The sequence below is a fragment of the Bradyrhizobium sp. AUGA SZCCT0431 genome, assembly GCF_018131065.1.
In the GTDB taxonomy this organism is placed as follows: Bacteria; Pseudomonadota; Alphaproteobacteria; order Rhizobiales; family Xanthobacteraceae; genus Bradyrhizobium.
In genome coordinates this window covers 1-23058 of the sequence record NZ_JAFCLR010000070.1, presented here as the reverse complement: position 1 = coordinate 23058, position 23058 = coordinate 1, and the positions used below count along the sequence as shown (strand labels likewise).

Below are 23058 nucleotides of genomic sequence, written 5' to 3'. Positions count from 1 at the left end.
TGGATGGCCATTGAGGCATCCCTCACCGAAGAACTGGCCCGGTTCTAAAATCCCGACTACCGCTTCCTTACCTTGCTTGGATAGGACAGTGAGCTTGACCTTGCCTTCTTGGATGTAAAAAACCGTGTCCGCCACGTCTCCTTGTTCAAAGACGTGCCGATTTTTCTCCAATTTCAAGATCGTCTTGCCAGACCCTACCCTGGCGAGAAAGGCTTTGGGATCGAACTCGTTATTGGCCAGCTTCCTCACAGGAGCCTCCTTTGCTCCGATGAACGAGCGCGCCTCAAATTATAGCGGTTCCACGCCGTAATGAAGCAGCTACTTTAGTTAATGAGGGGAATTTGACCGACTGGAGGGAGTCCCGCAAGGGAAACCGGGACTCCCTCGTGAGCCAGACGTCGGACTGGCGGTGTTTTATTTCAGAAACTGACCAATATTGACCAGCGGCTCCGGAACCCGGAAGAGTATGCTGCTGCATCACCGCCCCGTAACGGCATCTATCAGTGACTGAGAGTGGTGCGCTCCCGCCTGTTATCACGAGCCAAGTATGGCGCACATCCAACCAGACCAACCCAAAGCCCCATTTGATCAACGCCTCGCGCAAGAAGCGCTTCGCGTCAATGAGCAAATCAAATCCCTCCCGCACGGTAGGGAGCGTGAACTTTTGTCCCGCAAGGCTCGGCAACTAGAGACCGCTTCGCGCATCACTGAATGGCTATCGTCTCCCGGACTTAAACCGCCCGAGTAATCCGCGCGTCTGAGTGTCGATTGCCCCCGGTGGAACCCTCAGTGTTCGTGCCCGTTACACCTCTAAATCAAGCCCAAGGAGGAAGGACCCCCACATGATGAAGATCGCTCTTGCAGTGGCGGCAGCCGCAGCGGTGCTGACGACCGCCCCGCTCGTTACTCCAGCCAAGGCCCAAGGCGTCAAGGTGGCCCAAGGCGTCGATGTTCAGGTCGGGCGGGATCGCGACGACCGCTACGATAGGGACCGTCGCGGGCGCTACAACTCCGACACGACAGTCGGCGTCGGCCCAGGTGGTGTCACCGTCGGCCCACGACAGCGCTGCCGCATGGAGACTACCACGATTGAACGGGACGATGGCCGCAGGATCACGCGCAGGGAGCGTCGCTGCGACTAACGGCGCGACGGCCAAGGCCCTGTTCCGGCAAATGTCAGGGCCCGGATATCCTCTCCGGGCCCCGCCTCAGTTGGCGGCCCCTTTTCCCCTAAGTTCACTTTTGTACATTTGGGCTGGAACGAAATTCCAGCTTCGAAGATGTCTAGCTGGCGATGGATGGGGCGAAACGCGAGCTATACTTGCGGCAGGCTTGGAAGCAGCTATTTTTAGGAGAGCGGTGCCGCCCACGGTCGTTTCGGTTCTGCCTCAGTCCTTCTGAAGTCGCCGCTGCTTCCGTAGGGAATTGCGCCTCAGAATTCTTGCCTTCGCGATGCGGACCCCTTCTGCTCTGGTTGATTGTTTTTTCGGTGCCGTCACTGCTGTCCCGCCAACGGTCGGCATCATGGACGGCGACTGGGTAAGCGTTATCGATCCGTGCTCGACAGGCTGCACGCTCATGGGGCCAGTCAATTTTGGCTTGCTTCGGGGCATCCCTAATGACTCTGTGCTGGCGCACTTGTTCGATCACGTCGCCGGAAGTAAGTTCCTCAGTCCGCAGCCGGACAGACGAGCCAATCGACGATTGCTAGAATTGGCCTATTTTATGTGAGGCCCGCGATGGGAGGTTTCTATTTCCATTTACGCGCGGGCGATCATGTCATCCCGGATGAACAAGGGCAGGACCTGCCCGATGTAATCCGCAGCCCGGCGCGAAGCCATCCCGCCCGGGAGCTTTTGGCTGGAGCCATTAGAGCACGTCAGACCAGCGTGCCGGATGCTTTCGTGATCGCAGATGAAGCTGGCCGGGAACTCGATACCGTGCCGCTGGCAACGGTTCTGCCGGAGCCATTCAGGAAGTAAGGCCGCCTCAGTTGGCGGCCCCTTTCGTTCCGGAAATCGAGACCATCGTGCCTGATGTGTGTAGCGCGACCGACCGTTACCTGTTTCGCCACTTCACTTTTAGCCACTCCCACTTCGCCTCGACCCATGCCAACGCGCCCACTAGGGGCTTTTGCAATAAGGGCACATCCTGCGCGATGAACAACAGGCCAAGAGGCAACATCCAGAGGCCCAAGACAGGTAAAAAACTAAAGATGCCTCCGAGAATGAGCAGCAATACAACGACGAGACGAACTGCAAATGAGGACGGCTTACGCAACCATCGAATGGACTGAGAGACCCTAATCGGCACTCGCCGATCGATCATCTCAAAGTACCTGTTCAATTCCGCATGTGTCGTTGTCATCGGTGTGCCTGTAGCCTCGTACCTGTTTACCCTGTCCACACTCTATCACGCGTTACGATAACGCAGCGGCTGCCGAAAGGTCCCCGTGGACGCTGAACCAATAGGTCAGAGGGTTGTTAAACGTCACACCTTGACGGAGAAAATCTCATGCGTGTTGCTGTCATCGCCGCTATCTTGCTCGCGTCGTCGAGCCTCTGCCCCTCGCTCGCCCAAGAGCAGGGCAAACCTCCGGTCACAGCGCCGCAAACGGTTCCTGCCCAGCCTGACCAGAGTTCTCAACAACAGCGAGATCAACGAACCGATCGCGACCAACCGAGGGCGGACGACCGCGAGATGGGGCGCGACTGGCGGATGCGTCGTGGCGAGGGCGACCGTATGGGCCGCGAAGACCGCGAAATGGGTCCAGACCGGAGAATGCATCGCGACCGTGATGCGGATCGGGATCGCGACAAAGACCGCGGACGATACGGAGAACGGCGCGATCGCGACGATAGAGGCTGGGACCGCCCGGACCGGGACCGAGACTACAGGGGTTACGATGAAGATCGGCCCCGCCGTCGCATGAAGGTCTGCGTGGAATACGAAAACGGCGACGAATATTGTCGCTACAGACAAGGCCACTGATCGTTCTGCGCCCTTAGCTGTCCAGCCGTCGCTCACCTTCAATAGCCGACATGATAAAAAGAGGCCGCTAACTGAGGCGGCCTTTACGTCGGCGCTTGCAGTTGTCCGCGAAGCCATGCGTTCGTTCTGAGGGACTTCATCGGATCGATTAGTTCGACCACAGTCTGATGGACGTGATCGCACGCAGGGCACTCGAACGTCCGGATGTCGAAGCCCACAGGGCCGGGTGTCACCCGCGCCAGCATGGTTCTTGTTTGGCACGCGGGGCAAAGTGGTCGCAGGATGATCATGATGCATCGCCTTGGTTCAGGCGGGAGCGTTACAGAACTCTCAGTCACCGATAGATACCGAGGGGGGCGGTGATGGAGTCACCATGGATCATCGCTCTCCCGGCGCCGTTCTGTTTTGCTCACTTTCGAAAAGTTAATAACTCGTGGCGCGCCCCCGATGGCGCGTCTCTCCCTCAGGCCTTGGGGACGCCGTGCGAATGCCCCATTGCTCGGCTCAAGGTGGGTGAGCGGCTATCCCGATGACGTAATGGTGCCGTTATTATGGGCGGTGGCGGGGGACGAATGAGGTGGCACCGCATCCAAGTCACTGATAAGGCAAGTCACGGATAAGGAACGCGAACTGCGCGCGGTTTTCCTTCTTTGGCGCTGTCCAGCAGCACCAGAACGCGCACGCCACTGGTGTCGCGATCGAGCGGCAACAGCGCCTCGGGCTTCCACTGCTTGCCTTTTTCGCTAATGAAATCGAGCAGATCCACCAGAAGTTTTGCGCTGTTGCTTGCGCCGTCCCACCAATAGACCGAGTAGGTACCGCCGACGTCTTGCATGGGTCCGGCAAGGATCAGGATGCCCTTGTCGAAGGCCGCGAGGTCGCGCACGCCGCGCCCAGGCCCGAGCGGCAGCAGATGCAGCGTCACTTCCGCTGGCTTACCGTCGAAGAAGTGGCCGAGCGCGGCCGACAGGATCACGGCGCGCTTGTTTTCTATGACCGGCCCACGAAAGCCTGCGAACAGCCGCTGGCCGCCGACCGCGACACCCTCCACCGTCACGCCGCCGTCTTCCAGTGTCTTGCCTTCGGAAGGCGCGAACAAAGCTTCGGCCGCGATCAACTTGGCCAGCGCGCTCGACGGCGGCACGGCGGGCTCGTGCGCAATCTCGCCGGTCGCCGGATTGAATTTGAGCCGGATCAGCTTGCTGCAGGCGGCGAGCCCGGCGGCAACGCGGGCGGCTTCCTTGGCCTGATCGGTCGCGTCCTTGTCGTGGCGGGGTCGCCCGTGCGAGCCGATCACATAGAAGAAATTATCGGCAAAGGCGACGCCCTCGCCGTCCAGCTCGACCGGGTTGCCGTCAAACCGATCGTCGATCAGTGGGATCAGCCGGCCGGCTGTGATCTCGCCGTCGCTCAAGGTCACGACTTGCGCCGACTGCTGCTCGTCGTCGATAAGCAGACATGTACGCGGGAATCCGCTGTCGGTCGTGCAGGCGATGCCGCTGAGGTCTTCAGCCACCTTGTCCTTCTTTCCGATCAGATCGCCGTTGACCTTCCACTCGCCATTGTCCTTCGACGACAGGGGGGGTGCGGCGAACAATGTGGTTAGCGCCAGCAACGCGGACTTGAACATGGGTATGACCGGTTTCATCGCGCTGTCTCCGGGGAGTTGTGCGTCCGCCAACGGGATGCGGGTGCCGACGGCAGCAATGCTGATCACACCTGTGACTTTGGTGTATCCCTTTCACAGCTGGCAGATCAAACTATACCCTCGGCCGCATGCGCGGAAGGGCGCGATGTCCGAGTCGGGTCAATCGCGTCGGTTTGACGGTCGGCCAGCCACTTCCGGTCTACCCCCGTCAACGGACATCGCCAGATCGGCTCGGCTCTTCCGCTTCGTGCCAAAAGCGGTCGTCTTCACCCGTGAGCGCAGTCCCAACGACTCTAGCTTTGCACAGGCAGTACAGCGCAAAATCCGCTCATGCTCCGCAGGTCAACTCGTCCAGCAATGCCTTTGTGGCTTTCAAATCAGCGGTCTCGAAGCCCTCAGTGAACCAGCTAAGGAGCGGTGCGAGGAGCGCGCGGGCGTCACTAGGCCGCCCCCGATCATACCATAAGCGCGCCAAGCTGCGGGCGGCGCGGAGCTCGAGCGACTTGGCGCCCTGTGCGTGGCTTATTGCCATAGCTCGCGCAAGGCAGGTTTCGATCTCGGAGGCTGATCTCCCTTGCACCCGCATAAGCTCCCCCTTGATGCGTGTGAGTTCGCCCTCCCACATGTGTTCGCGATTTTTGGCGATGAGGTCCTCCACCTCCCCAACGATCCGTAGCCCTGGTTCGGCCTGGCCGACTTGCGCATAGGCCGCGGCGAGCATGCAAAGATACCGGGCTTGATACCAACTGACGCCGAGAGCCGCACGGTTCTCGGCATTCTGACACATGAGCGCGATGCCTGGCTCCGGGGCACCCTGCTGTACCATAGCCCAGCCGCGAAGAATCAGCCCATTCACGCGCCAATAGCCGAGGCTGTGCCGATCGGCCAGGTCAATGATCGCTTCGGCATGAGCTTGCACGCCCGGGACATTCCCGAGCAGTTCGTCCAAACCAGCGCCGGCGAAATTGTGGACATGCGCCGTGAGGTTCGCCTGGTCCAACTCCGCGGCGCAGTGGAACGCCGCGCTGCTCGAACGACGCGCTTGCTCGGGAAAGCCCAACATCCAGAGCACGGGCGCAAGATAGGTGAGGGCCGAGACTTTCGGGTCGTGAACGTAGTGCACCGGCTGTGATCGATGCCGAGGCGCGTCGTAAAGGCGCAGGATCGCCTCGAACTCGGACCGTGCCTCGGCAAACGCCCCGAAGTGCATGGCCGTGATTCCGGCCAAGCGGTGGCTGGCAAGGCGGATAAGCGGGCTTGGAAGGCGCTCCGCTACCTGCCGAGCCTCGTCGGTTAGTCGCCGCATCACGGAATAATCGCCGCGAACGAAGTAATAGACGAACTCACCGCTGAGGGTCGCGACGAGAGGCTCGGCCTCGCCGAGACGCTCGCAAAGCGCGCGTGCACGGCTGTAGGCGGCGCCTGTCTGTGGCGCGGAATAACCGTGCACGGCGATCATGGGGGTGCCGAGCGCAATCTGAAAAGCGAGCTCCTGCTGATCTCGCTCGAAATTTTCCGGTAGCGTGTTCAGCGCCCCTAACCCTCGGGTGAGATGCCGGATGGCTTCCAGATTGGCCGAACGTTGGGCAGCGCGTTCGCCTGCCTTCAGCCAATAACCGACAGCACGTTCGATTTGGCATGCTTCCGTATGGTGGTGCGCCAGCAGTTCGGGCTCGCGCGCCACGCGGTCCGGGAAATGCTCCTCGACGGCTTCCGCGATGCGTGCGTGTAACCGCTGTCGATCGCTGCGCAGTAGCGTGCTGTACGCGGCATCCTGGACCAGAGCGTGCTTGAAGCTGTAGGCGGACTCTGGTGGCATCCCGTACTGGAACACCAGCTCAGAATGGACAAGCCGCGCCAACCTGTCTTGTATCTCCCTCTCGCTTGGGCCGGCGACGGCGGCGAGCAGTTCGTATGAAAACTCACGGCCAATTGCCGCTCCGATTTGCGCCATCTTCTTGGGACCTGGCCCGAGTCGGTCAAGCCGAGCCATCAACGAGGCGTGGAGGGTTGCGGGCACGGCAAGCGCCGATCGCGATGTTGTGGTGCTCGCATCTTCGCCGCTTTCTCGACTGGCTTGGGCTTCTACGACAGCCTTCGTCAATTCCTCGATGAAAAGTGGCACACCGTCGCTGCGCTTGATGATCTCTTCCGCTGTGTGCCTGGGAAGCGCACTGCCGCCCGCGACCAACTGCACGACCGTCGCACCCTGGCGCCGGTCGAGTCGGCTGAGGGCGAGCATCGTAACGTGTGAATGCCCGGTCCATGGCGACTGAAACTCGGGCCGGAATGTAATCAATAACAGTACAGGCAGGTCTGCCACCCGATTGACCACGCGATCGAGGAACTCGCGTGAGCTGGGGTCGATCCAATGGACGTCCTCGTGGACCAAGAGTACCGGCTGGCTCTGCGCGAGGACGATGAGCTGGTGGAGCAACAGCTCGAACGTCTCCTCCTTCTTGCGATGCGGATTTAGCACGCTCGGTGAGTACAGATCGCCGGCGGGAATGTGTAGCAACTCCGCGACGAGCGGCAGACCCGCAATCGGCGACGACGTCGGCGCGAGCAGTGCCTCGATTTTGTGAAACTTTATCTCCGGTGTATCGCCACGCTCGAAACCTGCGGCGCGTTCGAGTTGCACAATCGTCGGATGCAGCGCGCTGTCCTGGTGGTGCGCCGAGCAGGAGTAGCGCAAGCGGATGTGGCGTTCATCCCGCAGCCGCTCCAGGAGGGCAGCGGTCAGGCGCGACTTGCCAATGCCCGGCTCGCCCGAGAGCAGGATCACCTGCCCCACACCTGACTTTGCCTGCATCCAGCGCTCGGCTATCAGCTCGATCTCCTTCTCACGGCCAACAAGCGGCGTGAGAGCGGTAGCCGAATGTAGTGCTTCGAATCGGCTTTCAATCGTGCTCTCGCCTTGCACGCGCCACGCACGCACAGGCTCAACAAAGCCCTTTAGCTCGACCATCCCGAGTTCCTCGTATTCGAAGATCCCGCTCGTCAGCCTGTGCGTGTTCGCATCGATCACGACGCTGTCCGGCTCCGCCAAAGTTTGCAGTCGCGCCGCGAGATTTGGCGTCTCGCCCACTACACCGCGCTCCTGGGATTCGCCGGCACCGACGAGATCGCCCACGACGACGAGACCTGTGGCAATACCCACACGCACCGGCAGTTTGCCGCCGGGCGCAGCCGGCACTGGCCGCGCGGTCGTCACAATCTGCAGACCGGCGCGAACGGCTCGCTCGGCGTCGTCCTCATGCGCCTGCGGGTAGCCGAAGTAGGCCAAAACTCCGTCGCCCATATACTTGGCCACGAATCCATCGAAACGCCCGACCACCGTCGCAACGTCTTTGTGGTACCTGCTGAGCACCTCGCGCAGGTCTTCCGGGTCAAGCCGAGACGCAATCGCGGTCGAGCCGACGAGGTCACAGAACATGACAGTGAGACGCCGGCGTTCGGCACCGGCTACTGCCGGCTTGGCAGACGCATTTACGGCTCGTTCCAGAGGAACGGCATCGGTCAAAGGAGCGCCACAGAAACCACAGTAGTTATGGCCAATCGGATTCTTGCGACCGCAGGCGCCACAATACTGCGGCAGCGGCGCGCCGCAGTTCCCGCAGAATCGGTTGCCATCCTGATTGGCGCTTCCGCAGCTCGGGCACTCCATGCTCGCCCTCCAGCTCGGAACAGGAAGTTAGTCTAGACGAATGTCTGGATGAGGGCCAGTATCACCACGCGTGGCCAAATACTTGCCGGGGATCGGTTCACTCATTTCGGGCGGTTCGCGTCAATGTATTTCCGCCGATTTGGCGAGCTGCCCTCCGCCACGCTCGCGAAATCGCTCGGGTCGAGCTAACCCTCCCATTTCCGCGACGGGTCTATCGCGTCGGTTTGGCCGGACCACGGCGACTTCCGGTCTACCCCGGTGAACGGACATTCTCAGGATAGGCGGGCATGTCTCAAAGGTGCCAATAGGCGAAGTCGATGGGCCGCATCATCAACGCTACGTCAACTTGGTACCGAGTTGCTGGAAGACCGTTTCGCACGTCATCAAATCGAGGTGGCCACCACCCGCATTCTTGAAAAACGTAATATCGGATGCGGATCTTCGACCAAGCACGGTCCCACTTGATAGGTCGTAGAGATCACCGAGCACATCGCTTGTCGTGATCGCACCGCTCGCGATGGGCTGCAGTATGTCTCCTACTCCGTCAAACGCGGATTCCCGTCTATCGACAAACACAAGGGCGCGCTTTGCAGCATTGTCATCTGCCTCGCGGGTTTGAGGGGTGTAGCCGCCGACCAGGTCGAGGTGGACGCCTGGTCGCAAATTGATGCCCTTGATGAGCGGTTCGTGCGATCGAGTACAAAGTGGTGATCAAATCGGCAGCCCTTGTGGCAGCATCGAGATCGGATATTGGGACGGCCTCTATACCTTCTCGTGCCAATTCTTTGGCAACTTCGGATGCTCGCTCCGCGGTGCGATTCCAGACGAGCACGCGCTGAAGTGAGGGCCTAACCGTCCTATGAGCCCGTACAAGCCACCGTGACATTTCACCTGCTCCTACGACGAGCATGGTTTCGGGATTGGGTGGTGCAAGAAATTTCGTAGCCAAGGCTGAATCAGCGGCCGTTCGCCAATGGGTGACCTCGGTGCCGTCAATGACCGCAAGTGGACGCCCATCGAAGCCGTCGAACAGCACGCAGACGGCTTGCACTGCCGGCATGTTTCCCCGGGAAAGATTGGCGGGGAAACTTGTGAACATTTTGCTAGCCATGAACCTGCCTCGATCGACGGCGCTACGAATAACGTATTGCTGATCCTCGGTTCCGAGGTATCCGTCCAGGACGTCGATCTTGGGGCGGCAATGTGCGGCTTCCATCGCCGCAATCAGAATTGGGAACGTCAAAACCCGATTGACTTCGGCACCATTCACAAAATGCATGAACCGCCCCTCCAAGATGGAGAAAATACATCTCCGATTTTGCCCGATGGCCTTGGCCTAAGAGTGACGATTATTGGTGAACGACAATCTTTCGGCAATGTCCGTTGCGGGTCATTCGCGTCGGTTGGCCGGACCACGGCGACTTCCGGTCTACCCCGGTGAACGGACATTCTCCGGGTCGGCGGGTATGTCTCAAAGGTGCCAAACCCGGAAGTCGTGAACAAGACCGGCGGGTGACCCGCCGGTCAACTGGCCGGCGCCAGTCGTGTGTCGATCTCTACCCGAAGCAAAGTGAAGTCTATGGGCTTGGTCAGCAGCCCAACGGCTCCCTGAGCGATTGCGTGCTTCCTCGTCTCATCGTCGCCATAGGCGGTTATCATGATCACCGGGACGTTCGGTCGTTCGGCCCGCTTCTTCGGCAGCATCTCATGCCAGGCATGTTGATGTCGGACAGGATCAGGATTAGCGAGGCGTCGGCGATGACCTTGACGCGCTCCAATGCGGCCGGAGCGGACAGCGCAAATTCCATGACGAGCCGGCCCGAACGGAGATCGCGCCGGAAATGCTGGCGGAACATGCTTTCTACATCGGGCTCGTCATCGACGACGAGGATGTGGGTACTCAATTTGAACCTCCGGCCGTCCTTTGCGGGATTGTTGTTCGCGGCAACGTAATAATAAATTCGGTGAAAACGCCTGGTTCGGTCGCGACATCAATTCTGCCGCCGTGTTGCTTGACGACGATGTCGTGCGTCATCGAGAGTCCAAGGCCGGTTCCTTCACCGGCTGGCTTGGTCGTGAAGAACGGGTTAAACATCTTTTGCTGTACTTCGGCCGGGATTCCGGTGCCGTTGTCGCGAATGCGAATTTCGACAGTGGTACCCAGGTTCTTCGTGGTGGCCCGGAGGGTTGGCTCAAAACCGGGTTCTTTTTCTTCGGTCTTGCGCCTGGTCGCCGCATAGACGCCGTTCCCGATCAGATTGAGAAATGCGCGGGTAATCTCTTGGGGAAATAGTTCTATTGTACCAGCGTCCGCATCGAAGTCGCGCTGCAGAGTGACGTTGAAATCGCCGTTTTCTGCTCGTGCGCCGTGATAGGCGAGATTGAGGCTCTCATCGAGAAGCGAATTAATATCTGCAGGCCGGTGCTCGCCGGAGCCTTCACGCGAATGCATCTGCATGTTCTTGACGATGGAATCGGCCCGCTTGCCGTGCTGGACGACCTTTTGAAGGTTGTCCTTCAGCATACCGGTCAACTCGTCGACTTCTTCCCGAACCTTGCCGTCCATCGAGACCGGCTTGAGCACGGCGTTCAGTTCATCGGTCAGCTCCGCAGACAGCGCTGAGAAATTATTGACGAAATTCAAAGGGTTCTTGATTTCGTGCGCGATGCCTGCAGTGAGCTGGCCGAGCGAGGCGAGTTTTTCGGTCTGTATCAGTCGATCTTGCGCGGTGCGGAGTTCATCAAGCGAGGCGCTCAAATCATCAGTGCGTTCGCGCAATTCCTTAAGCAGTCGCGTATTCTCGATGGCGATCACCGCCTGGTTCGCGAAGTTGCTGACCAGTGCGATTTGCTTGTCAGTGAATGGCCGGACCTCCTGCCGGAAGATCGCAATTGTGCCGATCAACTCACTGCCCTTGAGCATCGGTACAGCGACAAGCGTTCGGGCGCCTGCCAGATCGGTTAGCGCTACAACTGCGGGGTCGCGCTCAAGGTAAGGCGTTTGCTTCCTGATATCGTCCATTTGAACGATCCGCTTTGTTCTGGCGACCGTTGCAAGTCCACTTTCTGGGTGGGGCCGAAACGTCCGGCTGGCCGGTGACGCGGCGTATGAAGGAGGCAAATTATAGAGCGCAACATTCCTGAAGCTGTCTCCATCGTACAGGCTCATCGTACCAAAGTTGGCCCCGCAAATTCGCGTTGCGTTTTCGAGCATTTTGTTAAAGACCGGATCCAATTCACCCGCCGAGGAGCTGATGACCTCGAGGACCTCCGAAGTCGCCGTTTGCTGTTCGAGGGACTCGGTCAAATCATCGGTTCGCTGGCGCAATACCTTGAGCAACCGCGCATTCTCGATGGCGATCACGGCTTGGGCGGCGAAGTTTTGAACCAGCTCGATCTGCTGGTCGGTAAAGGGACGAACTTCCTGGCGGTCGATCTCGATGACGCCGATCAAATCCTCTTCCTTCAGCATTGGAACGGAAAGTTTACTACGCACGCCGGAGAGTTGAACGATCGGCGCCTGCACAGGATTGTCCACATAGCCAGCCACCGCGCGCACGTCGGCTATTTGAACCGCCTGCTTAGTTTCCAGTACGCGACCAAGACCGGTATCTGCGGCGGGCCGAAGAAGTGGCGCGCGCCATCTGGCCTCAGTGTATGCGGCCGTCGTACCGTGCAAGGCAACGGTGCGAAACGCATCTCCTTCGCGGAGAAGAATGATGCCAAACTCTGCGCCGCACAGATGTTTGGCACTTGCCAGCAAGGATTCGAACACAGGCGCGAGTTCGCCCGAAGAACTTGAGATGACCTGCAACACCTCCGAAGTCGCGGTCTGCTGCTCGCGCGCCTCCTTCACTTCACGGGTAAGAGCCGCAACTTGCTTTTGGAGATCGGCAGTAACCACGTGTGCGGCCGGCGCTTTGCGAGTTTTGCGCCTACTCCGACCCTTCACCTGCATGTCGCGTCTCCGGACGAGGCTCAATTCTAACAGGTTCCAGCGGGGGCGCCATGTCCGCTTTGGGTGTCAAAAGCTGTCCTGACGGGCCCGAAACGCTTCCGCTTCTCCCCTGGACGTCAACCGACCGGCGTGGCTGGTCCGGTTCGTGCCAAGAGTGGAATTGAGCTGCTGTGGGGCCTTACCGGTCCACTGGATCGGTTCAAGGGGCCGGACCAAGGAAGACACCGGCCCGCCCGTCACCTAAGATGCAATTCTGCAGGTACCGCGGCAGACTGCAGCTTCAAGGATGGCTCAATGACGAGCGAGCAGGTTGTAAGGCGGCTGGCAGCAATCGTGGCGGCCGATGTCGTGGGCTATTCCCGCCTGATCGGTGCGGATGAAACCGGCACCCTCGCGCGGCTGGCAACCCTGCGGCGCGACATTGTCGATCACGCCATCGCCCGGCATGCCGGCCGCCTGTTCAAGGAAACCGGCGATGGCTTTCTAGTTGAGTTCACTAGCGCGGTTCAGGCTGTAACCTGTGCGATGGAAATCCAGAAGCAGGTCGAGGCAAAGGCCGGTGAGGGTCAACCGCTGCGGCTGCGCATTGGTATCCATCTCGGTGATGTCGTGGTCCAGGGAGAGGACCTAATGGGCGACGGCGTCAACATCGCTGCGCGCATCGAAGGCATCGCGGACCCTGGCGGGGTTGCCTTGTCTCGCGCCGTCTACGAGCAGGTTCGTGATCGACTCAGCACCTCCTTCGCTGATCGCGGCGAGATCGAACTGAAAAACATCAGCCGTCCGGTTCACATCTTTGCCGTCGGCGGCGAGTGCGCTCCGCCGCCACCGGCTCTCGCGCTGCCTGACAAACCGTCCATCGTAGTGTTGCCATTTCAAAACATGTCAGGGGATCCGGAACAGGATTACTTCGCAGACGGAATGGTTGAGGAGATCACCACAGTCCTTAGCCGCGTGCGGTGGCTGTTCGTCATCGCTCGGACTTCAGCCTTCACCTACAAGGGCCAGGCGCGGGACCTGCGACAAGTCGGGCGAGACTTGGGCGTTCGCTATCTGCTCGAGGGCTCAGTCCGCAAGTCCGGGAGGCGTGTGCGCGTTACCGCTCAGCTGATCGACGCCGAGACCGGAGCGCACCTATGGGCAGATAGGTTCGACGGCGAGCTCGAGGAAATCTTCGACATGCACGATCGTGTCGCCACGGAAGTGGTGAGCGCCATCGAGCCAAATCTGCGGCACGCCGAAATTGAACGGAGCCGGCGCAAGCCGACGGCCAGCCTCGACGCCTACGATCTCTACATGCGCGCGTCAGCGGCCTTCATGGAGCCCTCGGGGCGTAACTTGCGTGCCGCGCTAGATTTCACGCAACAGGCGATCGCCCGAGACCCTCACTTTGCCCGCGCCCTGGCACTACGGGCCGTGTGCATCATGCATTCGGTCGATTCATTCGGCCCTGACGCGATCCCGGAAGCGCTTCGGCTCGCGCATGCTGCATTGGCGACCTCAAGCGACGATTCGGAGGCTACGAGTTTCGCGGCGATGACGATCGCGTTGCTAGGCGGCAGCATCGAAACTGCGCTGACCGGATCGGAGCGTGCGCTGACGCTCAATCCCAATGGGTTTCCGGCGATCATGCACAGCGGCTGGGTACAGACGGCAGCTGGCCACCCGAACGAGGCAATCAACATGTTCACGCGCGCTCTGCGGCTGAGTCCGCGCGATCCATTTCGAGGTTACTGCGAACTAGGACTCGCTATTGGCTACCGCGACGCCGGGCATCCGGAAAACGCGCTCGCGTGGGCACGACGCGCCATCCTGACGCTGCCGCAACTGGCGGGCGGCTATCGCGCGGCAGCCGTGGCGCTTGTCGATCTCGGCCGAGTCGACGAAGCGCGCGATATGATCCGGCAATTGCTGCAGACGCAGCCCCATGCCCGCATCGATGCGGTCTTTGTTCGCCGCCAGAACCGCAATGAATCCACGACCGAATCATGGATTAGAACGCTGCAGCAGGCGGGTCTCCCAGACTGAACGCGTCGGGGCTTTAAGGAGACCGTTGAATGTCCGGTTCGGGTCAAACGCTTCCCGGCTTTTGCCGATAGACCCGCTCAGGAGTCCGCTTTGGCTCGAAAACCGACCTGATTTTAAAGCTCAACCGGGTGGCTAATGCTTCTCGCCTCTGTAACCGAGCCGAGGAGTATGGCTATGCAGGATCAAGCGAACGCTGCCCCCGGGCCCAAGCGAATGCCGTGGAACAAGGGAAAGCTGACCGGGGCGAAGCCACCGTTGCGTCCTAAGCACGTCTGGACGATCCGGACGAAACTTCAGATCGAGGGCCGCGCTCGCGATCTGGCCATGTTCAATTTGGCAATCGACAGCAAGCTTCGTGGCTGTGATGTCGTCGCCATCCGGGTCGAGGATGTCGCCGGCGGTGGCTACACGGCGGATCGCGCAACTGTCCGGCAAAGGAAAACTGGGCGGCCTGTCAGATTTGAATTGAGCGAGCAGACCCGCCAAGCGGTCGATGACTACCTGAGGGTTACCGGCAAACGGCCTGGCGAGTTCTTGTTCCCCGGCCGTCGCAGACCCGACCGCAGCATGACAACCCGCCAGTATGCCCGCCTCGTCTCCGAGTGGATCGGCAGCGTCGGTCTCGACCCGAGGCTGTTTGGGACGCATTCCTTGCGCCGCACGAAAGCTACCCTGATCTATCGACGGACAGGCAACCTGAGGGCTGTCCAGCTCTTGCTCGGTCACACCAAGATCGAAAGCACGGTCCGGTATCTTGGCATCGAAGTCGATGACGCTCTGGCAATAGCGGAACAAGTTGATGTCTGAACTACCCGGGCAGAGCGGACAAGTTCTGCCCAGCCTCCAACCGCCGCTTCGTGCCAAACTCGGACTCGTGCATTGCAGCAAATGGCGTATCGATAAATCACGTAATTGGCTACGCACATCAATAACCCAACGCGGCGACCAATGTCCGACCAGTCATGAAGATCAGAATCAGAGAGCCCACGGTCCACAGTGTGGCGCGCGTGTCATGGGTCCGCGCAGTAAAATTGGCGGTAAAGTGCAGGAGACGCGATACAACGTAACCATAAAGAAGCCAGCGCGCGAGCAACAGCGACGGCTCAGTGAGAACGAAAAGTAGGCCCGCGATCAGAAAGAACGGCAGGTTTTCGATGTCGTTCAATTGGATTCGCCGAATCCGCTCGACGCGCTCGTTGGGCTCAAGCTGTTTCGGATTGGGATCGGGGTTGAGGCGGGTCTTCTTGATGTCTTCGGGCGATCGGAACCCGCCCTTCACCTGCATCATGCGAAGCACAGTCAACCAAGACATGCTGACGGCTTTCAAAATCATAATCGTGGCTGCGACGACGTAGGTGGCGAACACCGGGTTTTGCAGACTTAGCTTGTCCATTTTCCGCGATCCGATTGAATATACGAGCCCATTCTTGCAGGGGAGGCAGGAGGCCGCAATCTGATAACACAGCTTTCGCGGGACTATCCGAATTGTCCGAGTTGGGTCAAACTGTGACCTTGGCTGCGCGGCAGGTCGGTTCTACCTCTGGAAGCAGACATCGTCGGTCCAGCCCGGCAGGTCCGTTCGGTGCCAGATGCGGACATCCCACACTTTCGCGTAGTGCCTCAATTTGGAATTTGGTATGTCAAAATACTTAGCGGTAAGCTTTGCTTGCTCAGAATCAATCGGAGCATTTCGATGGCTGGCGCTCGATGCAGCTGCGGTGCTGTTACACTCTCGCTTCCAGAAGAGCCATCCAAGATAGTCGTTGCTTGTCACTGCATCGACTGCCAACGCCGAACCGGCGCGCCGTTCGGTGTAGGCGCCTATTACCCCGCTGAAGTTGCCACCATCTCAGGAACCTCAAAAGAGTTTACGCACGACGCCGCAAGCGGCGGGAAAATCCATAACTATTTCTGTCCGCAGTGCGGCTCAACAGTCTTCTGGAAACTCAGCAATCTGCCCGCGCTGATCGGCGTTGCAGTCGGCGCGATGGCAAATCCAAAATACCCAGCCCCTGTCATATCAGTTGAAGAGCAAACGAAACATGACTGGGTTCATATTGATGGTGCCGTTGAGCATTTCCAGCAAAACTACCTCCCAAAAAATTCAAACTGAGCCACCACCCACTTTTGCCTTAACTGAGTGTGGATCAATCGCGTCACTTTGACAGCGCGCCGCGAACTTCCACTCTTCCTAGATCAGCGGACATCGCCGATCACGACTACGCAAAAGGAGCGTCAAGGCCGTGCGGCAGCACAACCTGTATGGAATTTTGCCCTTCCGGTGGGTGGCGCGAGATATGCCCTTTCCCATGCGTATCCTCGACGAGGACTGCCTTTCCAGCGGAGACACGTCTCACCTCTCCGTCGCTCGTTTCAAACTCGACCTCGCCATCCAACCAAATGGCAAGTAGTCGAGCCGGTGGTTTATGAAAGTCCGCTTCGCGCACCCCTGCGGCTGCGGGGATATGAACAAAACGAACTCGCGAGGCTTCGTAGAAAGCGGAACGTGAGGCTTCGTAGTGAGCGGAAGGTTCGACAGGCGCTCCATTCGGAAACGATCGCGTTAGTGTCATGGCGATATCGACTTCCCCAAAATGGGACTCCCCGTCAGGCGTTGCATAAATGCGCAGGCACTTCATCCCCAGCCTCCAATTTGCTCCATCTACCTTAGCATAATGGTGTGGCCTCTGTACGCAATGCAATATCTGCTTTGGGTCAAACTGAGAAGTCCGGATGTGCAAGCGGGAAGTCGGCTTTGCCTTCAAGAACGGACATAGTCAGTCCGGCGTGTCAGGTCCGAAAAGTGCCAATAGGCGACGTCAGGCAGTTATGCCGACGCCACGCCGCTCGCGCCTTGCTCCACCGGGCATGACCCACGATTCAGGGGAAGAGGTTGGTCGCCGAGCATCGATTTAACAACGACGTCGCGAGCCTTTCCGACGTCTAGCGCATGCTGAGCGATCAGGTCGCTGCATTCGGACACGATCTGGTCAGCATCCTGCATAATCTTGAGCTGCTTGTAACGATCTTGCTGATGGAGCCCCATACTCTCGCCGACCACTTCGAGCATGTTAATTATACGGAATGGCCAGTCGCGTTCGTGAGCGCACAGTTCGCGATGATCGGAATGATAGACCGTAACCAGTGCATCGACGCCCGCGTCGGACGCCGCTTGGAGTTCGTTAAGCTGCAACTCGCGTTTGAACGCGGGAAGCACGCCGACATTGACGCTCTGCAAGCCGACTGCCGGCTGCTTCAGGTCAACGAGTTCAACGCCGGGGATTGCCCCCAAGATTTCAGCAGCGGCTTCCATGACGCCTGCTACGCCGGGATGTCGGTGCAGCGCGACCCGCATTTCAACCCTTCGCTGCAAGTGCGGCTTCAACTGAGCAAGCCGGCCGTCGAGAAATTGCATGAACGGCGTCATCTCAAACGGCCGCGAGCCGCGCTGTCGTTCAATCGTCGGAAGTGTCAATTCTGTGAACTGTACGTAACAGCTAGGACACCAGGAGATCACCTGGCCGGACTTGGAGTGCGACAACTTCTCCATCGTGTTCGAGCCCATGCGCCCAGACATCTCGATGTCGCCGGGGCCTAGCTGCGTGATGCCGCAGCAATGGCTTGGCCCGCCCATCACCTGATAAGAGATGCTGAGCGCATCCATGATATCGAGGGCAAGCAACGCGATGTGCGGCGTCTTGAGCACATTGCAGCCGGTGTAAAACACGAAGTCGGGCGACTCGACGGGAGTCGACACTGACGCTGATTTCTGGCCGAGCCGCTCCAGCACCTCACCATTGAGCTGCAAACGCGAGAGCACTGTCACATCGCGGCTGAGATCGCGGTACCTTTCAACGCCCAGGCGGCGCCGTTCGGGCAGCTCGCTCTCGGCCTTCGCCATGGCGAGGCGTGCCATTGCAAGCAGGAAACGCGGATTGACACCGTAGTCGCACGCCTTGATGCACTCGCCGCTTCGCATGCAGGACGCTGCCCACTTGCGCGACGCTTCTGGGCCATCGCCGCTGCGTACGATGTCAAGCATACCGCTGATGATTTCGTCGGAACTCGTGGCCGCGATGCCGGCAGGTTTCACGCTCGGACAGACCTCGACACATTTGCCGCACCGCGTGCAGGCGTTGAGCATGTCCTCGACGCGCTCGCCCAGAACTGTCTCGAAAGAGATGTCATTCATCGACTGCATGTCCAGCTTTCTGCTTGCGGACGAATAAGGTACGCACGGCTCGTGATGACCGTCGGAACTTAGCTCACAAGCGCTGACGCGTAAGTGGAAGCCGCAACCCGGCAAGTTCGCGGGAATGTCTCCTATGGGTCCTGCCACACAGCCAGGGTCATTTTTGGACTTGGGCGCGGTCCTGAGCGACGTCCGCTTTGCCCAGACGCACAGACATCGCTGGGCGAGAGCATCAGGTCCGAAACGTGCCAATGGTGGTCATCTTAGGGTGCCGATATCAGACATCCAACGGAGGGGATCGGGTGAGATTGAGTGGTTCGAGGCGACGTAGTCGATCTCACCGCGCGTGATACCAATGTCCATAAGCTCGTTGTCCGTCAGGCGACACAACTCGGTTCGCTGCCGCTCGCGTTTGCGCCACTCCTGAAATGCATTCCAATATGTTTCGAGAGGACTGTAGACCTGTCGCTTTGCGGTTGTCGGTCCCAGCTCGGTGGTCCCTTGGATCGTGCTCATTGCGGTGTGTCCTGTCTAGACTGTTCACCGGGCCAAGTTGCCGCAAGATGCGCTGGCGCGCTTAACTGGTGGCTTACATTTCCCTTACCGGCAGCTTATTCTTTGTGCTCCAGGGGCTTCAGAGGGGACCCCGAGAGGGAATGGCAGCTTGCGTTATCTCTTCGAGGAGTACACATTTGATACGGAACGGCGCGAACTGCATCGGGGGGCGGATGCGGTGTCGATCACACCGCAAGTTTTTGATCTGCTCGAATACCTGATCCGCAACAGGGAGCGCGTGGTAAGCAGAGACGACCTCATCAACGCCGTTTGGAACGGACGCATCGTCTCAGATGCCGCTCTGACGACCCGCCTAAATGCCGCTCGCAGCGCAATTGGCGACACGGGCGAGAAGCAGCGCTTAATCAAAACGTTGCCGCGCAAAGGTTTCCGCTTCGTTGGTACAGTGCAGGAAGCGCACAGGCCCGCAATTGAGCCGGTTGGCTCGGCGGCGCAGAACGGCGACTCGGCGCCTAGCCCGCTTTCAGGGCCCCACCTTTCCATCGTGGTGCTGCCGTTCGCGAATATCGGCGGCGATCCCGAGCAAGACTTTTTCGTTGATGGCGTGACCGAAAGCCTAATTACGGACTTGTCGCGCATCAATGGCGCGTTCGTGATTGCGCGCAACACCGCGTTCACCTTCAAGGGCAGACCCGTTGACGTAAAGAAGCTGGGACGTGAGTTGAACGTTCGCTATGTGCTCGAAGGCTCAGTGCAACGTGGTGGCAACCGCCTCCGGGTGAACGTGCAATTGGTCGACGCCGAAACCGGCAGTCACCTTTGGGCCGAGCGCTTTGACAAGCCCATTGCTGACTTATTTGATATGCAGGACGAAATCGTATCGAGGCTCGCCAACGCGCTAGATGCCCAACTTATCGCAGCCGAAGCGCGGCGCGCAGAACATTCACTGCACCCAGACGCAACTGACCTCGTTTTCCAAGGTAGGGCGTGGCTGAACAATGGGCTAAATCCCGAATACATGGCGCAAGCGCGCGGCTTCTTCGACCGTGCTCTGGCACTCGACCCCAGCAATATCGAGGCGATGGTGAGCTTGGCACGAGCAAATTTAGCGACCGGCGCCTCCTTTGTTACCGACGACCGGACCGTATACCTTCAGGCTGCTGAGAGGGGTTTGATCAAAGTTCTAAGCATGGCCCCTCAGCATGCGCGAGCCCATGTGCTTCTAGGGAGTGTCCTAAACGCGACCAATCGCGCGGTTCAAGGCATTGCCGAATGCGAGCAGGGGTTGGCGCTCGATCGAAATCTAGCTCAAGCGCATGCTGCCATCGGCCTCGCCAAATGGTACATCGGCCGCGGCGACGAAACTGAGGCTCACGTCAACGAGGCGCTCCGGCTCTCTCCTCGAGATACCCTCGCCTTTCGATGGCTGTTTTACAGCGCCGTCGCCAAGCACCAGCTTGGTGCAGATGCCGAAGCGGTCGCATGGCTACGTCGCAGCATCGAGGCAAACCGCAATTACCCTCTAGCGCACTTCTTCCTCGCTGCCGCCCTTGCACTGCTCGGCGAACTGGATCAGGCGCGGGCCGCCGCACAGGCAGGGCTGACGCTCGATCCGACCTTCACCATCCGCCGCTACCGCGCCAATGCGCCGAGCAACCATCCGACCTTCCTTGCCGCGCGCCAGCGCTTCTATGAGGGCATGCTCATAGCCGGGGTGCCAGAGGGCTGAGGTCGGAGTTGGGTCATTTTCAGACTTGGGCGCGCGAAGTTGCGAGGTCCGCTTTGCCCTCAGGAACAGCCGTCGCCAGCCCGGCCTGTCAGGTCCGAAAAGTGCCAAAACCGGAAGTGGCCTACCTCATTCGATCACTTCGTCGGCTCGCACAAGGATCGTTGGAGGAATAGTCAAGCCGAGCGCCTTGGCGGTCTTCAGATTTACCCCGAGTTCGAACTTAGTCGGTTGCTGAACCGGAAGATCCGCGGGTTTCGCGCCCTTGACGATCTTGTCGACGTAACTGGCGGATTGCCGAAGCATGTCCGGCGTGCTCGCACCATAGGCCAATAGCGCACCAGCATTGGCAAGCTGGAACGGTGGCGCGGCAAATACTGTTGGCAGTCGGTGCGTGGCAGCAGCCTTGATGATAGGGACACGGTTCGCGAAGATCATGCCCTCGATCGTTGACACCAGAAGCGCATCAGCGCGCTGTTCGCTGGCCTGCGCGACGGCTCCTTCGAGGTCTTCGGGCTGGCGCGCTTCCAACGGATGGACGGAGAAGCCCAACCCCTGAGCCACCGCCCGTACTTCCCTCAACACGAGCGTCGCATCAGGAAGCGCCGGGTTAACGAGTACGGCAAGGCGGGACAGATTGGAAATTGCCTCCCTGCACAATTCGACGTTCTTGCCGACTTGCTCGACCATCAAGTTAGAAAAACCAGTGATGGTTCCGCCAGGCCGCTGGAGGCTTGCGACAAACCCGAACCCGACAGGATCGGACACGTTCGCCATCACGATAGGAATTGTTGTCGTCGCTTTCTTTATGAGCTGCACGACCCCCGTCGATGGTGCTACGATGACGTCGACCTTACGGCGCACAAGATCTTCGACAAGGGCCGGCGCAAGCTCTGCCTTCCCCTCGGCGAAACGCGCCTCGATTGTGATCGTCTCGCCCTCAACGTAACCTAGATCGCGCAACCCTTGCCGAAAAGCCTCTTGGAACGGCGCTACATCTGATTGGGAAGCGATCCAAACAACGCCAACCCTTGGTAAAACTCCCGACTTCTGCCCCCGCGCTTCGAACGGCCTGAACCTCCTCCGAAAGAGTGGACACCTGTAGTAGGCTGCGAGAGCCAGGAGGTGTCATATGGAAGGACGTCCACGCCGATCGTTTACGGAAGATTACAAGCGCGAATGCGCTGAGCTGGTGGTGTCGAGCGGCCGATCGATTACGTCGGTTGCGAAGGAACTCGGTCTGCGCGACTCGGTGCTGCGACGCTGGATGGAGCAGTTCGAGCTGCAGCCGACATCGGCGGCGCGGCGCCCGACCACGCAGGCGACGCCGATGTCGGCGGATCAGGCTTCGGAGATCGCCCGGTTGCGCCAGGAGAACGAACGCCTGCGCATGGAGCGCGACATTTTAAAAAAGTCGATCGCGATCTTTGCCGGAACCCGGACATGAGCTTCCGCTTCATCGAGGACCATCGCGACGTCTATCCCGTGCGGCTGATGTGTGCCGTGCTCGAGGTCTCGCCGGCCGGCTATTATGCCTGGCGCGAGCGTCCGGTGAGCACCCGTGCAGCGGCCAATTCCGTGCTCCTGGGTGCGATCCGGCAGGTTCATCACGACAGCGGCCAACGCTATGGCAGTCCACGGGTGCATGCCGCTCTGCGGACGCAGGGACGTGGTGCCAGCCGCGGCCGGATCGAACGGCTGATGCGTCGATATGGCATTCGCGCGATCATGACACCGCCTCGCCGGGTCCGCACCACCGACAGCCGCCACGATCTGCCGATCGCGCCAAACCTGATCGCACGCGACTTCACGGCCCCGGCCCCGAACCGGGTTTGGCTTGCCGATATCACCTACATCCCGACCGCGGAGGGGTGGCTGTATCTGGCGGCCGTCATGGATCTCTTCAGTCGGAAGATCGTCGGCTGGGCCATGCGGGATCATATGCAAGTCGAACTCGCATCCTCCGCGCTGACCATGGCAATCCGCCAACGAAAGCCCGGCGCAGGGTTGATCCATCACTCCGATCGCGGCGTGCAATATGCATCATCCGACTATCGGGCCGCTCTTGCTGGAGCCGGCGTCGCCGCATCGATGAGTCGCAAGGCCGATTGCTATGACAACGCTCCGATGGAGAGCTTCTTCCATACTCTGAAGACCGAGCTCGTTCACCATCGCAACTATCAGACCCGCGCCGAAGCCCAGCGCGATATCTTTGCCTTCATCGAAGGCTTTTACAATCGAACCCGGCTCCATTCCGCAATCGGATATATCGCTCCGATCGAGATGGAGCTAAAAGCCGCTTAAGCCCGTCCACTTTCTCGGGGGAAGATCA

Annotated in this window: 19 protein-coding genes and 2 pseudogenes; 7 read left to right on the top strand and 14 right to left on the bottom strand. The window is 59.6% G+C overall.

Annotation, left to right across the window (positions count from 1 at the left end; genetic code table 11):
- The coding region (locus JQ567_RS36955; RefSeq protein WP_212443381.1) for a Crp/Fnr family transcriptional regulator at positions 1-249 on the bottom strand (249 nt) is incomplete at its 3' end.
- Between the two features lie 593 nt (positions 250-842).
- Here JQ567_RS36955 and JQ567_RS36950 point away from each other — a divergent pair.
- Together JQ567_RS36950 and JQ567_RS36945 are read left to right on the top strand one after the other, a co-directional pair.
- Complete coding sequence (locus tag JQ567_RS36950) at positions 843-1142, top strand: hypothetical protein (protein WP_212443380.1); 300 nt, start codon at positions 843-845, stop codon at positions 1140-1142.
- A 597-nt stretch (positions 1143-1739) separates the two neighbouring features.
- Positions 1740-1982, top strand: a complete 243-nt coding sequence (locus JQ567_RS36945) for a hypothetical protein (RefSeq protein ID WP_212443379.1) — start codon at positions 1740-1742, stop codon at positions 1980-1982.
- Positions 1983-2490: 508 nt separating this feature from the next.
- Here the strand turns inward: JQ567_RS36945 and JQ567_RS36940 are convergent.
- The 8 genes and pseudogenes from JQ567_RS36940 to JQ567_RS36915 form a co-directional block, all read right to left on the bottom strand.
- Complete coding sequence (locus JQ567_RS36940; RefSeq protein ID WP_212443378.1) at positions 2491-3027, bottom strand: hypothetical protein; 537 nt, start codon at positions 3025-3027, stop codon at positions 2491-2493.
- A gap of 574 nt (positions 3028-3601) precedes the next feature.
- A complete protein-coding gene (locus tag JQ567_RS36935) occupies positions 3602-4639 on the bottom strand; it encodes a DUF3616 domain-containing protein (RefSeq protein ID WP_212443377.1) in 1038 nt (345 codons plus the stop codon).
- Positions 4640-4967: 328 nt separating this feature from the next.
- Positions 4968-8162 carry an adenylate/guanylate cyclase domain-containing protein gene (locus JQ567_RS36930; protein WP_249165976.1) on the bottom strand — a complete coding sequence of 1065 codons (3195 nt, stop codon included), beginning with the start codon at positions 8160-8162 and terminating at the stop codon, positions 4968-4970.
- Between the two features lie 18 nt (positions 8163-8180).
- Positions 8181-8306: pseudogene (locus tag JQ567_RS39165) on the bottom strand (double zinc ribbon domain-containing protein); the annotation flags it as partial.
- Between the two features lie 336 nt (positions 8307-8642).
- The gene (locus JQ567_RS38780; RefSeq protein WP_283816621.1) at positions 8643-8969 is read right to left on the bottom strand and encodes a hypothetical protein; all 327 of its coding nucleotides are present in this window, start codon (positions 8967-8969) and stop codon (positions 8643-8645) included.
- Positions 8905-9405 (bottom strand): hypothetical protein, encoded by a 501-nt coding sequence (locus JQ567_RS36925; protein ID WP_283816622.1) that lies wholly within the window; start codon positions 9403-9405, stop codon positions 8905-8907. Before JQ567_RS36925 ends, JQ567_RS38780 begins: the two co-directional genes overlap by 65 nt.
- Before the next feature lie 425 nt (positions 9406-9830).
- Positions 9831-10210 (bottom strand): annotated as a pseudogene (locus JQ567_RS36920) (response regulator).
- Positions 10207-12264, bottom strand: a complete 2058-nt coding sequence (locus JQ567_RS36915) for a GAF domain-containing protein (protein ID WP_212443375.1) — start codon at positions 12262-12264, stop codon at positions 10207-10209. The pseudogene JQ567_RS36920 and the gene JQ567_RS36915 overlap by 4 nt, the downstream one beginning before the upstream one ends.
- A gap of 294 nt (positions 12265-12558) precedes the next feature.
- Between JQ567_RS36915 and JQ567_RS36910 the strand changes: the two genes are divergently transcribed.
- Together JQ567_RS36910 and JQ567_RS36905 are read left to right on the top strand one after the other, a co-directional pair.
- A complete protein-coding gene (locus tag JQ567_RS36910) occupies positions 12559-14292 on the top strand; it encodes an adenylate/guanylate cyclase domain-containing protein (RefSeq protein ID WP_212443374.1) in 1734 nt (577 codons plus the stop codon).
- Positions 14293-14466: 174 nt separating this feature from the next.
- Positions 14467-15099 carry a tyrosine-type recombinase/integrase gene (locus JQ567_RS36905; protein ID WP_249165975.1) on the top strand — a complete coding sequence of 211 codons (633 nt, stop codon included), beginning with the start codon at positions 14467-14469 and terminating at the stop codon, positions 15097-15099.
- 118 nt (positions 15100-15217) lie between these two features.
- Here the strand turns inward: JQ567_RS36905 and JQ567_RS36900 are convergent, their stop codons facing one another.
- Entirely contained in the window at positions 15218-15685 is a 468-nt protein-coding gene (locus JQ567_RS36900) for an MAPEG family protein (RefSeq protein WP_212443373.1), read from the bottom strand.
- A gap of 300 nt (positions 15686-15985) precedes the next feature.
- On the opposite strand from JQ567_RS36900, the gene JQ567_RS36895 reads away from it, so the two are divergent.
- Positions 15986-16405: a GFA family protein gene (locus tag JQ567_RS36895; protein ID WP_212443372.1), complete on the top strand. Its 420-nt coding sequence runs from the start codon at positions 15986-15988 to the stop codon at positions 16403-16405.
- Between the two features lie 106 nt (positions 16406-16511).
- On the opposite strand, the gene JQ567_RS36890 is transcribed toward JQ567_RS36895, so the two are convergent.
- The 3 genes from JQ567_RS36890 to JQ567_RS36880 form a co-directional block, all read right to left on the bottom strand.
- A complete protein-coding gene (locus JQ567_RS36890) occupies positions 16512-16931 on the bottom strand; it encodes a hypothetical protein (protein ID WP_212443371.1) in 420 nt (139 codons plus the stop codon).
- A gap of 188 nt (positions 16932-17119) precedes the next feature.
- Positions 17120-18493: a (Fe-S)-binding protein gene (locus JQ567_RS36885; protein WP_212443370.1), complete on the bottom strand. Its 1374-nt coding sequence runs from the start codon at positions 18491-18493 to the stop codon at positions 17120-17122.
- Positions 18494-18742: 249 nt separating this feature from the next.
- Complete coding sequence (locus JQ567_RS36880) at positions 18743-19000, bottom strand: DUF1127 domain-containing protein (RefSeq protein ID WP_212443369.1); 258 nt, start codon at positions 18998-19000, stop codon at positions 18743-18745.
- A 148-nt stretch (positions 19001-19148) separates the two neighbouring features.
- Between JQ567_RS36880 and JQ567_RS36875 the strand changes: the two genes are divergently transcribed.
- Complete coding sequence (locus JQ567_RS36875; RefSeq protein WP_212443368.1) at positions 19149-20729, top strand: winged helix-turn-helix domain-containing protein; 1581 nt, start codon at positions 19149-19151, stop codon at positions 20727-20729.
- A 126-nt stretch (positions 20730-20855) separates the two neighbouring features.
- Here JQ567_RS36875 and JQ567_RS36870 read toward each other — a convergent pair whose 3' ends face one another.
- Positions 20856-21848 carry an ABC transporter substrate-binding protein gene (locus tag JQ567_RS36870; protein WP_212443382.1) on the bottom strand — a complete coding sequence of 331 codons (993 nt, stop codon included), beginning with the start codon at positions 21846-21848 and terminating at the stop codon, positions 20856-20858.
- A gap of 10 nt (positions 21849-21858) precedes the next feature.
- Between JQ567_RS36870 and JQ567_RS36865 the strand changes: the two genes are divergently transcribed.
- Positions 21859-23030 (top strand): IS3 family transposase gene (locus JQ567_RS36865; protein WP_409363659.1). Its coding sequence is split into 2 segments (ribosomal slippage): positions 21859-22144 and positions 22144-23030, totalling 1173 coding nucleotides; the frame shifts between segments, so codons are not numbered across the junction.
- Positions 23031-23058 lie beyond the last annotated feature (28 nt).